Annotated in this window: 14 protein-coding genes and 1 tRNA gene; 11 read left to right on the top strand and 4 right to left on the bottom strand. The window is 44.8% G+C overall.

Annotated features, from left to right (window positions below; all coding sequences use genetic code 11):
* Positions 1-93: 93 nt before the first annotated feature.
* Together AB6E08_RS21250 and AB6E08_RS21255 are read right to left on the bottom strand one after the other, a co-directional pair.
* Positions 94-1,203, bottom strand: a complete 1,110-nt coding sequence (locus AB6E08_RS21250; RefSeq protein ID WP_122056182.1) for a PilT/PilU family type 4a pilus ATPase — start codon at positions 1,201-1,203, stop codon at positions 94-96.
* A gap of 14 nt (positions 1,204-1,217) precedes the next feature.
* A complete protein-coding gene (locus tag AB6E08_RS21255; protein ID WP_012604833.1) occupies positions 1,218-2,255 on the bottom strand; it encodes a type IV pilus twitching motility protein PilT in 1,038 nt (345 codons plus the stop codon).
* A gap of 26 nt (positions 2,256-2,281) precedes the next feature.
* On the opposite strand from AB6E08_RS21255, the gene AB6E08_RS21260 reads away from it, so the two are divergent.
* The 7 genes from AB6E08_RS21260 (at position 2,282) to hemW (ending at position 7,129) form a co-directional block, all read left to right on the top strand.
* Complete coding sequence (locus AB6E08_RS21260) at positions 2,282-2,998, top strand: YggS family pyridoxal phosphate-dependent enzyme (RefSeq protein ID WP_371708248.1); 717 nt, start codon at positions 2,282-2,284, stop codon at positions 2,996-2,998.
* A 63-nt stretch (positions 2,999-3,061) separates the two neighbouring features.
* Positions 3,062-3,880 carry a pyrroline-5-carboxylate reductase gene (proC, locus tag AB6E08_RS21265; protein ID WP_371708247.1) on the top strand — a complete coding sequence of 273 codons (819 nt, stop codon included), beginning with the start codon at positions 3,062-3,064 and terminating at the stop codon, positions 3,878-3,880.
* A 76-nt stretch (positions 3,881-3,956) separates the two neighbouring features.
* Positions 3,957-4,514, top strand: coding sequence for a YggT family protein (locus tag AB6E08_RS21270; RefSeq protein WP_012604836.1), 558 nt, complete (start codon positions 3,957-3,959; stop codon positions 4,512-4,514).
* Between the two features lie 29 nt (positions 4,515-4,543).
* Positions 4,544-4,834: a DUF167 family protein YggU gene (yggU, locus tag AB6E08_RS21275; protein ID WP_371727724.1), complete on the top strand. Its 291-nt coding sequence runs from the start codon at positions 4,544-4,546 to the stop codon at positions 4,832-4,834.
* A gap of 28 nt (positions 4,835-4,862) precedes the next feature.
* On the top strand, positions 4,863-5,294 hold the full coding sequence (locus tag AB6E08_RS21280; RefSeq protein WP_372066799.1) for a DUF4426 domain-containing protein: 432 nt from the start codon (positions 4,863-4,865) through the stop codon (positions 5,292-5,294).
* A gap of 48 nt (positions 5,295-5,342) precedes the next feature.
* A complete protein-coding gene (locus tag AB6E08_RS21285) occupies positions 5,343-5,942 on the top strand; it encodes an XTP/dITP diphosphatase (protein WP_017101447.1) in 600 nt (199 codons plus the stop codon).
* Positions 5,942-7,129 (top strand): radical SAM family heme chaperone HemW, encoded by a 1,188-nt coding sequence (gene hemW / locus AB6E08_RS21290; RefSeq protein ID WP_017097517.1) that lies wholly within the window; start codon positions 5,942-5,944, stop codon positions 7,127-7,129. The genes AB6E08_RS21285 and hemW overlap by 1 nt, the downstream gene beginning before the upstream one ends.
* A gap of 62 nt (positions 7,130-7,191) precedes the next feature.
* Here hemW and glsB read toward each other — a convergent pair whose 3' ends face one another.
* Together glsB and trmB are read right to left on the bottom strand one after the other, a co-directional pair.
* Complete coding sequence (glsB, locus tag AB6E08_RS21295) at positions 7,192-8,112, bottom strand: glutaminase B (protein WP_009847707.1); 921 nt, start codon at positions 8,110-8,112, stop codon at positions 7,192-7,194.
* A 185-nt stretch (positions 8,113-8,297) separates the two neighbouring features.
* The gene (gene trmB, locus AB6E08_RS21300; RefSeq protein ID WP_029225544.1) at positions 8,298-9,017 is read right to left on the bottom strand and encodes a tRNA (guanosine(46)-N7)-methyltransferase TrmB; all 720 of its coding nucleotides are present in this window, start codon (positions 9,015-9,017) and stop codon (positions 8,298-8,300) included.
* Positions 9,018-9,182: 165 nt separating this feature from the next.
* Between trmB and mutY the strand changes: the two genes are divergently transcribed.
* The 4 genes from mutY to AB6E08_RS21320 all read left to right on the top strand — a co-directional run bounded on the left by mutY (position 9,183) and on the right by AB6E08_RS21320 (position 11,924).
* A complete protein-coding gene (gene mutY, locus AB6E08_RS21305) occupies positions 9,183-10,241 on the top strand; it encodes an A/G-specific adenine glycosylase (protein ID WP_017101450.1) in 1,059 nt (352 codons plus the stop codon).
* Between the two features lie 28 nt (positions 10,242-10,269).
* Entirely contained in the window at positions 10,270-10,542 is a 273-nt protein-coding gene (locus AB6E08_RS21310) for an oxidative damage protection protein (RefSeq protein ID WP_010435637.1), read from the top strand.
* A gap of 69 nt (positions 10,543-10,611) precedes the next feature.
* On the top strand, positions 10,612-11,745 hold the full coding sequence (gene mltC / locus AB6E08_RS21315) for a membrane-bound lytic murein transglycosylase MltC (RefSeq protein WP_372066793.1): 1,134 nt from the start codon (positions 10,612-10,614) through the stop codon (positions 11,743-11,745).
* A gap of 103 nt (positions 11,746-11,848) precedes the next feature.
* Positions 11,849-11,924: transfer RNA gene (locus AB6E08_RS21320), tRNA-Phe, on the top strand.
* Positions 11,925-12,050: the final 126 nt, after the last annotated feature.

Here is a 12,050-nt window from a genome sequence, read left to right on the forward strand (position 1 = left end):
TAGTAAGACTCGCTACACTGTGCGATCTAAACACCTTAAATGATAGGTGTTGGCCACAGAAGCGGGTTTTGTGTTTATCAACAAAGCCGTGACTTAGCCCATATCAATCTTAACGCCAGCCAACGCACCAGTTCCGTAGTCATCATCGCCACGTTTGGTCTTGAGCATTAAACGCAAGTCATTGGCAGAATCTGCACTATGGAATGCATCATCCTCGCTAATCTTGTCCGCAACCACTAAATCATACAAAGCTTGGTCAAAAGTCTGCATACCAATCTCTTTCGATTTGGCCATGGTAGCTTTTAACTCATGCAACTCACCACGACGAATCAAGTCAGATATACGAGGGCTATTCAGCAGAATTTCGAAGACACCATGACGACCATTGCCATTTTTATCGCGTATTAACTGCTGAGCGACCACACCACGCAGATTCATCGACAGATCAAACAGGAACTGTTCTTTCTGCTCTTTCGGCACCAAGTGAAGAATACGCTCTAGCGCCTGGTTAGCGTTATTGGCATGCAGGGTTGCCATACACAAGTGACCCGTTTCAGCAAAGGTCATCGCGTATTCCATGGTTTCACGACTACGGATTTCGCCAATCAAAATCATATCAGGGGCTTGGCGTAACGAGTTTTTAAGCGCGACTTCATAGCTTTCGGTGTCGAGTCCAACCTCTCGTTGAGTCACGATGCACTTTTTATGTTCGTGTACGAATTCAATCGGGTCTTCAACCGTCAAGATATGACCTGAACGATTGGTATTGCGATAGCCTGTCATCGCAGCCATCGAGGTCGATTTACCAGAGCCAGTCGCACCAACCACCAGCACAAGCCCGCGCTTAGCGATTGAAAGGTCTTGTAGTACGTCAGGAAGCTTTAATTGCTCAAAGGTAGGGATGTGAGTCTCGATGCGACGAATTACTGCTCCTGGCAGCTCTCGCTGAAAGAACGCACTGACACGAAAACGACCAAAATTACGCACGATAGCAAAATTAGCCTCACGCGTTTGCTTGTATTCATCTCGTCGATCTTGATCCATCATCGCATCAAGTAATTGAGCAACCTGAGCCGCATTCAGCTTCTCTCCTTGGGGGCGTAATTCACCATCCACACGAAAAAGGATTGGCGCATCGACAGTGATATAAAGATCCGACGCCTTTTGAGAGAGCATCCCTTCAAGAATTTGATTCAATTCCATTTTGTTCACCTTGATTAAAACATTGAGGTTTCAATTTCGATCTTTTTCTCGACCTCTTCCGAGTCAACCAAGCCTTGTGCCATCAGTTGTTTCGCGTTTTGCTCCATGGTCTGCATACCATGTGCCGCGCCCGTTTGAATAATCGAGTACATCTGCGCGACTTTATCTTCACGAATCAAGTTTCGGATTGCAGGTGTCGCCATCATGATTTCGTGACAAGCGACACGACCACCACCGACACGCTTTAGTAACTTCTGGGCAATCACCGAACGTAACGATTCAGACAGCATCGAACGAACCATATCTTTGTCGCTACCCGGGAATACATCGATAATACGGTCTACGGTTTTTGCTGCAGAGCTAGTATGCAAAGTACCAAAAACTAAGTGACCAGTTTCAGCTGCGGTTAGCGCTAAGCTGATCGTCTCTTGGTCACGAAGCTCACCAACAAGGATAACGTCTGGATCTTCACGTAACGCACTGCGCAGCGCAGCTTTAAAGCTGTGAGTATCACGGTGAACTTCACGCTGGTTGACTAGGCATTTATTGTTGGTGTGAACGAATTCAATTGGGTCTTCAATGGTCAGAATGTGTTTGTTGTGATTACGGTTTACATAATCAACCATCGCCGCCAAAGTTGTCGATTTACCAGAACCCGTAGGGCCAGTCACCAGCACTAAGCCTTTTTCATAATTGGCAATTTTTTCAAAAATATCAGGTGCGCCCAATTGCTCTAACGTTGGGATTTCTACAGGGATGGTTCGAAAGACCGCTGCGCACCCACGAGCTTGGTTAAAAGCATTAACACGGAATCGACCAACATTGGGTAATTCAAAAGAGAAGTCGACTTCCAATTTCTCCTCAAACTCACCGCGCTGTGAGTCGTCCATGATCTCAAAAACTAAACGATGCACATCAGCATGACTCAAAGCTGGGATTCCAAGCTTCCTTACTTCACCATCTATACGTACCATTGGAGATACACCCGCAGAAAGATGTAGATCTGACGCGTTATGCTTTACACTAAAATCTAGTAACTCAGTGATATCCATTTATTTTCCCTTAAGTAAAGTCAGCTATGAGTAGTATTCAACAAAATATCGAACAAATCACCTCACAGATTCGTAGTGCTGAACAAAAGTGCGGACGAGCTCCAGACTCCGTGCAACTTTTAGCCGTCAGTAAAACTAAACCTATTGATGCGATTCTAGAAGCCGCACTCGGAGGTCAAGTTGCCTTTGGTGAAAACTATGTTCAAGAAGGTGTCGATAAAGTAAAACACTTTTCAGAACAACATTCTAACCTAAATTTAGCATGGCATTTTATTGGCCCAATTCAATCCAATAAAACCCGCCCTATCGCAGAAAGCTTCCAATGGGTGCATTCTGTCGATCGCGATAAAATCGCGCAAAGGCTTAATGATCAACGACCAAACGAGCTTCCACCTCTACAAGTGCTCATTCAAGTGAACACCAGTGGTGAAGATTCAAAATCAGGAACGTCAGAAGAAACAGTTTTTGCGCTCGCAGAGTTGATTTCGTCGCTCCCTAACCTCACTTTAAGAGGGTTGATGTCGATTCCCGCAAACGTATCTGACTATCAATCTCAGCTTAAGGCATTTTCTCAACTGGCAGAGCTTCAACAAAAGCTCGCAGCGAAGTATCCAGACATCGATACCCTTTCAATGGGTATGAGTGGTGATATGGATGCAGCAGTTGAGGCTGGTAGCACAATGGTTCGTATTGGAACGGCCATCTTTGGTGCTCGTGATTACGCGAATAACCGTAGTAAGTAACCAAGTACAAGTATTGATACAGCTTCGCTTGAACCGCGCAGCGACACGCTCAGGATTTTATATATGGAACATAAGAACATCGCCTTTATTGGGGCGGGAAACATGGTTCGCTCAATTGTAGCGGGCTTAGTCGCGAGTGGTTACCCAGCGCAAAAGATTACTGCAACAGCACCTTCTGACACCAGAAGGCTGCCGTTAGAGCAAGAATACGGCATCAATACCACCAGCGATAATATTGCCGCAGCAGAGCAAGCAGACGTTGTTGTGTTATCCGTGAAGCCACAAATGATGGCTGATGTATGTAAACCCTTACAAGGTATCGATTTCAGCAACAAACTGGTTATCTCAATTGCCGCGGGTATTAATGCGAATCGACTCAATGAGATGTTAAACTGCCAGCTAAACCTTGTGCGTGTGATGCCAAACACGCCATCACTGCTTGGTAAGGGGATGAGCGGTCTTTATGCTGATTCAACGGTTAGTCAGAGCGATAAAGAGTTCGCTTCTCAGTTAATGCAAGCCGTAGGTGAAGTAAGCTGGGTTGAGCAAGAGTCTGGCATCAACAACATCATTGCGGCGGCGGGCAGTGCTCCGGCTTACTTCTTCCTATTTATGGAAGCGATGCAAGCCGAAGCAATCAACCAAGGCTTCGACCAAGAAACCGCTCGTAAATTAGTGCAGCAGTCGGCATTAGGCGCGGCAGAGATGGTGGTTGCTAATCCAGACACAGAATTATCTACACTGCGTGAACAAGTGACTTCAAAAGGCGGGACGACCGCAGAAGCACTGCGCACGTTTAACGACCATCAACTTTCAGGTATCGTAGCAAAAGCCATGCAAGCGGCGGTTGCTCGAGCTGAAGAGATGGAAAAACTGTTTTAATACTAATTACAGTAAAAAAGCATTGTGTCGTTCAGGCTATACCTAAACGGCAAGTAAATCCGAAAAAGGAAACAATATGAACTCGATGAGCTTTCTGATCTCGACCGTTTTTGATCTTTACATCATGGTTGTGATCTTGCGTATCTGGCTACAAGCATCACGTGCAGATTTCTACAACCCATTCTCACAATTTATCGTAAAAGCGACACAACCGGTTGTTGCACCACTACGCCGAGTAATTCCATCAATCGGCAGCCTTGATCTTGCGACGGTTGTTTTCGCTTATGTGCTATGTGTACTTAAGTTCGTCGCTCTAAACCTGATTATCTCTGGCGGTGCGGCTGTATTTGACATCAGCTTCCTGATCTTTGGCGCGCTATCTCTGCTTAAAGCGGCTGGTGGTTTGATCTTCTGGGTTCTGCTAATCCGTGCAATCCTGAGCTGGGTTAGCCAAGGCCGTAGCCCAATTGAATACGTGTTCCATCAACTGACTGAACCAATGCTGGCTCCAATTCGTCGTATTCTTCCTGCAATGGGCGGTTTTGATTTAAGCGTACTGGTACTGTTTATTGTTCTGCAATTCGCGAACTTCTTAATGGGTGACCTAATTGGCCCTATTTGGTATCAGCTATAATTTAAGTACGAACCTCAGGTACTTTGACGATGCCAAAAGCAGTTTGGGCCGAAGAAGACGATATTCTTCTTCGACTCTATATCCAACCCAAGGCAAGCCGCGATAAAATCGTTGGCTTACACGGAGAGGAACTGAAAATTGCCATTACTGCACCACCGGTTGATGGCAAAGCCAATGCTCACTTAGCGAAATACCTTGCGAAACAATTTAAGGTCGCGAAAGGGCAAATTAAGATAGAAAAGGGAGAGCTCGGTCGGCATAAACAAGTTCGAATATGCTCACCAAGCCAGCTCCCAACTGAAGTCAAAGCCATCCTATGATGGCTTTTTGCTATTTATTGGAGTCATTATGCGTCTATGGATAACAGCACTACTCACCGCTCTGATTGCCCTACCAAGCTCGGCAGGACAGTTTAAAAGTATCAAGGATGTCGAGGTTCATTACTCGGCTTTCAATTCCACGTTTTTAACTGCGCAGGTCGCTAAGCAATATAAGCTGAAACGAAACGGATACTCAGCGATTCTAAACATCAGCGTGCTAGACAACGCTTCTCTAGGCAAGCCTGCAACAACAGCTAAAGTTACGGGAACAGCTCGAAACCTAGTAGGTAACACTCGCACGCTTAACTTCCGTGAAATAAAGGAAGGTGATGCAATTTATTATCTTGCTGAGTTCCCTATCACTCACGAAGAGAACATCACTTTTAATATCGATGTTAACGCCGGTTTGAAAGGCACAGGCCCACTGCGTTTCACACAAAAATTCTATATAGAAGAGTAGCTTCAAAGCTCACATTTCTAGTCATTAACTTATTAGAGCCGCATCCCCATGAGTAAGATTGTTTTAGCAACAGGCAACCAAGGCAAAGTTCGCGAGATGGCAGATATTCTGTCTAAGTTTGGTTTCGACGTTGTCGCGCAAAGTGAATTTAACGTTTCAGAAGTCGCAGAAACAGGAACGACTTTCATTGAAAATGCCATCATCAAAGCTCGCCACGCTGCGAAAGTGACGGGGCTACCAGCCATTGCTGACGATTCTGGCTTAGAAGTTGATTACCTTAATGGTGCACCCGGTATCTACTCAGCGCGTTACTCAGGTGAAGGGGCTACTGATAAGCAAAACATCGAAAAGCTGTTAGATGCTATGCAAGGTGTCGATGTTGAAAAGCGTACCGCTCGTTTTCACTGTGTATTGGTGCTAATGCGTCACGAGAATGATCCGACTCCATTAGTATGTCACGGTAAATGGGAAGGTCGCATTCTGACTGAAGAACACGGTGAGAATGGCTTTGGCTACGATCCTGTATTCTTTGTACCAGAAGATAACTGCGCCTCAGCAGAACTTGAATCGTCACGTAAGAAGCAACTGTCACACCGTGGTAAAGCCCTCGCGTCATTATTCAAGACTCTCAAGGAGCAAGCTCTGTAATGCACAATGCAGCGCTAATACCACCCGCACTCAGCCTCTATGTCCACATTCCATGGTGTGTACAAAAGTGTCCGTATTGTGATTTTAACTCTCACGCTCTCAAAGCCGAGATTCCTGAAAAAGAGTACATCGATGCTCTGCTTGAGGATCTCGATACCGATATCGAAAAATACCAACTCAATGGCGCACCTCGCCCATTGCATTCGATCTTTATTGGTGGCGGCACGCCGAGTCTATTTTCTCCAGAAGGAATAGGTCGATTGCTGCAAGGCATTGAACAACGCATTCCGTTCAAACCTGAAATAGAAATCACCATGGAAGCTAATCCGGGAACTATCGAAGCTGAGCGTTTTGCTGGTTACCAAAAAGCAGGCATAACTCGAATCTCGGTGGGTGTGCAAAGTTTTGAACAAGAGAAACTGGAAAGGCTTGGGCGTATTCACGGTCAAGACGAAGCGGTTAACGCAGCTCATTTAGCACATAAAATCGGACTAAATAGCTTCAACCTAGATCTAATGCACGGCTTACCCGATCAAAGCATTGATCAGGCCTTGGCTGATTTGGACAGAGCGATCGAGCTTAATCCTCCGCATTTATCTTGGTATCAGCTAACAATAGAACCTAACACCATGTTCTATTACAAAACACCAAAGCTACCTGACGATGATGACCTTTGGGATATCTTCGACTTAGGCCATAAGAAGCTCGCAGACGCAGGTTATGTACAGTACGAAATTTCAGGTTACAGCAAGCCGGGATATCAGTGTCAGCATAATCTCAACTACTGGCGCTTTGGTGACTACCTAGGTATTGGCTGTGGCTCTCATGGCAAGCTGAGTTTTGCAGATGGACGTATTGTTCGCACCACTAAGGTTAAACACCCTAGAGGTTACCTAGCCGCGTATCAGAATCTGGTGAAGCCCTATCTGTCGGATGAACTTGAAGTCCCTAATGAGGACCGCCCTTTTGAGTTCTTCATGAACCGCTTCAGGCTAATGGAAGCGTGTCCAAAGCAGGATTTCATTGATACTACGGGGCTTGGTTTTGACTCTATTCAAGAAACTATTGAATGGGCAAAAGAGCTAGGCTACTTGAATGAAACCAACAGCCATTGGCAGATCACTGAAAAAGGAAAACTCTTCTTAAACGATTTGCTTGAAGCCTTTATGGCAGAAGAAGACGAATAGTTCGAACGCTAGAGTACAAAAAGCCTCTCATCACGAGAGGCTTTTTTTGTCGAGCTTAGAACTTAGAAAATAGAGCGACCAATACGCTCAGAGAGCAATTCTAAAGCCTGAGTTCCCGCCAGTGAATTACCCGACGCGTCCAGTTCTGGAGACCACACCGCGATCGTCATTTCGCCAGGAACAATTGCTATAATCCCGCCACCGACACCAGACTTTCCTGGCATACCAACACGATAAGCAAACTCTCCCGCCCCATCGTACAAACCACATGTTGCAAGCAAAGCATTCAGCTGTTTGGTTTGAACTGGCGTGATGATCTCTTTCTTGGTCTGAACCGACACACCTTTGTTCGCCAAATAGCTAAAGGTTTTCGCCAAGTCCACACAGGTCATTTTAAGCGCACAAGCATGGAAGTAGTTATTCAGTACGGGGATAACATCATTCTCAAAATTACCAAACGAACGCATCAAATAAGCGATAGCAGCATTACGATCGCTGTGCATCATCTCAGAAGCCGCCACAACCTTGTCATACACGATATGTGTATCACCTGATAGCTGACGGACAAATTCTAATAAACGGTGTCTTGGTGCTGATAGACGGCTTTGTAATAAATCGGCAACGACAATCGCGCCAGCATTAATAAACGGGTTACGAGGGATGCCGTGTTCCATCTCAAGCTGAATCATCGAGTTAAAGGCTTGTCCTGAAGGCTCCTTTCCAACGCGTTGCCAAATTTCTTCCGGCTTATACAACACCATCGCCAACGTCAGGCTTAAAGCTTTAGAGATTGATTGCACGGAAAAGGCTTCATCGGCATCGCCAGCTTGAATAACTTCACCTTCATTGGTGTATACCGCAATCGCCAGTTTCTGGTTCGATACACGAGCCAATGCAGGAATATAATCGGCGACCTTTCCCTGACCAATTAAAGGGCGAACTTCATCTAAAATCTCGGCCAAAATAGCTTGAGTTGGTTTCATGTGAGCTTACTTCTTATTGTTATTTTTGTAGGGGGTGTGACATTACTTTCTGTCCTTAAACCTTTATCGTAAAAAAGCCTAAGGACAAAAAAGCCAACACTACAATAATGTTGGCTTTTATCAATCCCATAAAGTGTAGGGGTTAATCCTAAGTCGGATTCACCTTCACTTAATTTGATTCGGAATTACTTAGTACGCTTGAACTTAATGTCCCAAACACCATGACCTAAACGGTGGCCACGAGCTTCAAACTTAGTCAGTGGACGCTCGTCTGGACGAGGAATGTAATCACCATCTTCAGCGATATTATCGAAACCTGGAGCTACGTTCATCACTTCAATCATATGTTCTGCGTAGTTTTCCCAGTCTGTTGCCATGTGGAAAATACCAGTATCAAGTTGCAGCTTACCGCGAACCATCTCTGCAAACTCAGCCTTAACGATACGACGTTTGTGGTGACGAGCTTTATGCCATGGGTCAGGGAAGAACAGTTGCAGTGTATGCAGGCTGCTGTCTGGGATCATGTGTTCAAATACTTCTACTGCATCGTGACACATCACACGCAGGTTAGTTACGCCAGCATCGCGAGCTGTACCTAAACACGCACCAACACCTGGGCTGTGAACTTCAATACCTAAGAAGTTTTTCTCAGGCGCATTCTTTGCCATTTCAACCAGTGATGCACCCATACCGAAGCCAATTTCTAGTACAACAGGGTTGTCGTTGCCAAACACTTCTTTCCAATTAAGAAGTTCTGGGTTGTAGTCGATACCCATTGTTGGCCAACATTCGTTCATCGCGTTTTCTTGGCCTTTTGTTAAGCGGCCTTCGCGGCGAACAAAACTACGGATCTTACGAACCAGTTTGCCGTCTTCAGTATATTCGTTAGTGGTCACTTCACTCATTGATTTTTGCCTGCACATTGATTAATCAAAGCGGGGATTATCCAAAGAATTGCCTCCGGTGCAAGTCTTTCCGTGGATAAATTCCCACACAATTTGTCTGTTTTACATCCAACCGTAAGTGTGGTGCAATTTCACTCCTAATAATAGCAAAGCATAGAGCATGTCGTGACTCCTTTCGCAACCGCCATATTAAAGTGGTATGACGCCTTTGGGCGCAAAGAATTACCTTGGCAACAAAACAAAACCGCCTACACCGTTTGGCTATCTGAAATCATGCTTCAGCAGACTCAAGTGGCCACGGTGATTCCATACTACCAGCGATTTTTAGAACGCTTTCCAACGGTTATTGACCTAGCGAACGCCGAACAAGATGAGGTGCTGCACTTATGGACAGGGCTTGGCTATTACGCGCGAGCTCGTAACTTACATAAAGCAGCCAAGATCGTTGCTGAGCAATATGATGGTGAATTTCCGCTTTCTATCGAAGAAATGAACGCGCTACCGGGTATTGGACGCTCTACTGCCGCTGCAGTGTTGTCCTCTGTGCATAAACTCCCTCATGCGATTCTTGATGGCAACGTCAAACGCACCTTAGCGAGAAGCTTTGCAGTAGAAGGTTGGCCGGGGCAAAAGAAAGTCGAGAACCAGCTTTGGGAACACGCAGAAGCACACACTCCCAATCAAGATGTTGATAAGTACAATCAAGCCATGATGGACATGGGTGCGATGGTTTGTACTCGTAGCAAACCCAAATGTACGTTATGCCCGATTGAAAGCATGTGTGAAGCTAAGAAGCTCGATAGACAACTCGATTTCCCTGGCAAGAAGCCCAAGAAAGAAAAGCCGATAAAAGAAACATGGTTTGTGATTCTGTACCACAACAATCAAGTATGGCTCGAACAACGCCCTCAATCTGGTATCTGGGGAGGACTATTCTGTTTCCCTCAAAATGAAAACGCAGAGATCGAACATCAGTTAGACCTTCGTTCGATCAAAGACAATGAAACCGATTCGATCAAGACCATGATTGCGTTTCGACATACTTTCAGCCACTACCACTTAGATATCACGCCTGTATTAGTAAAATTAGATAAACAACCAGATTTGATAATGGAAGGGACTAAAGGTCTCTGGTATAACTTATCAAAACCGGAAGAAATTGGCCTAGCCGCTCCTGTAAAGCAGCTTATTGAGAGCCTACCCTTTGAACTGAACGACGTTTGAATCAACGAACGCGATAAGAGGAACCACTATGAGCCGCACTGTATTTTGTGCTCGCCTTCAAAAAGATGCTGAAGGCCTAGATTTTCAACTTTACCCGGGTGACCTAGGTAAGCGTATCTTTGACAACGTATCTAAAGAAGCTTGGGGACAATGGCAAAGTAAGCAAACTATGCTTATCAATGAAAAGAAGCTGAACATGATGGATCCTGAGCATCGTAAACTTCTTGAAACTGAGATGGTTAACTTCCTTTTCGAAGGTAAAGATGTCGTTATTGATGGCTATACCCCGCCTAGCGAATAAGACATTTATTTAAATAAATTTTAATGACATCATGGTTTACGCCGCGATGTCATTTTTGTATGAGGAACTATGAAAAAGCTAAGTTACTTCCTAACAGCCATGTTGTTAACAGGGTGCAGTCGTGAATTTGTCGAAAGCATTTATGATGTTAACTACGAACCAACCAACCGGTTTGTAAGTAATTTGGCAGAACTACCAGGGCAATTTGAAAAAGATACTGGGGCGTTGGATGCTTTGATTAGTAGCTTTTCAGGCAATATCCAAAAGCGCTGGGGCAGCAGTGAAGTAAAGATGGCAGGTAAGAGTAACTATGTGAAATACATAGACAATTATCTAAGCCGTTCAGAAGTTAACTTCAGTCAAGGTATCATAACGGTAGAAACCGTCTCCTTAACAAATCCTAAAAAGCACCTCAAAAATGCGATCATGACGACGCTCCTGACACCCGATGATCCAGCTCATGTCGATCTATTTTCGTCCAAAAGCATAAAGCTAGAAGGTCAACCTTTCCTCTACAACCAAGTCGTAGACCAAGAGAAAAAGCCCATCCAATGGACATGGCGTGCTAACAAATTCGCAGATTACCTGATCGCCAATAACCTAAAAAACAAAGAGGTAGACTTTAAAAAAGCATACTACGTCGAAATCCCAATGGTGGCAGATCATGCGAGCAAACGTAGTTATAAGTATGCCGACATAGTACAACGAGCATCTCAACGCTATGACATCCCTGAAGACTTGATCTATGCAATCATCAAGACAGAAAGCAGCTTCAATCCTTACGCGGTGAGCTGGGCAAATGCTTATGGTCTTATGCAGGTGGTACCTAAAACCGCTGGCCGAGATGTCTTTAAGCTCGTTAAAAAGAAACCTGGAGAACCAAGTCCTGAGTACTTATTCAATCCAGAAAACAACATTGATGCAGGCACCGCATACTTTTACATCCTTAAAAATCGTTATTTAAAAGACGTAAAACACCCAACCACGCTTGAGTACAGTATGATCTCAGCATACAACGGCGGCACTGGTGGCGTGCTCAATACTTTCAGTAAGGATAGAAAGCGAGCAATGCGTGACTTAAATTCATTGCAACCGAGTCAAGCTTACTGGGCACTAACAACGAAACATCCCAATAAAGAGTCGCGCCGATACTTAGAGAAAGTAACAAAATTCAAGAAAGATTTTAACCAAGGTAAAACGTAAGCCTCACTTTTGAATAAAAAAACAACTAACGAACGTTTTTTTTAGTTATTTTCAAAAAAGGTGTTGACGGTTATGCAGAAAATCCGTTTAATAGCGCTCCGTTGCCCGGATAGCTCAGTCGGTAGAGCAGAGGATTGAAAATCCTCGTGTCGGTGGTTCGATTCCGCCTCCGGGCACCACAATTTGATTTGTTGGTGTCAACACTCTTTAACAGGGAGTAGCAACACGGACAAAAGCATAAAGAATTTAGTGTGCCGACTTAGCTCAGTAGGTAGAGCAACTGACTTGTAATCAGTAGGTCACCA

It is taken from the genome of Vibrio sp. 10N.247.310.24 (assembly GCF_041467175.1).
GTDB classification, from domain to species: Bacteria; Pseudomonadota; Gammaproteobacteria; order Enterobacterales; family Vibrionaceae; genus Vibrio; species Vibrio tasmaniensis_A.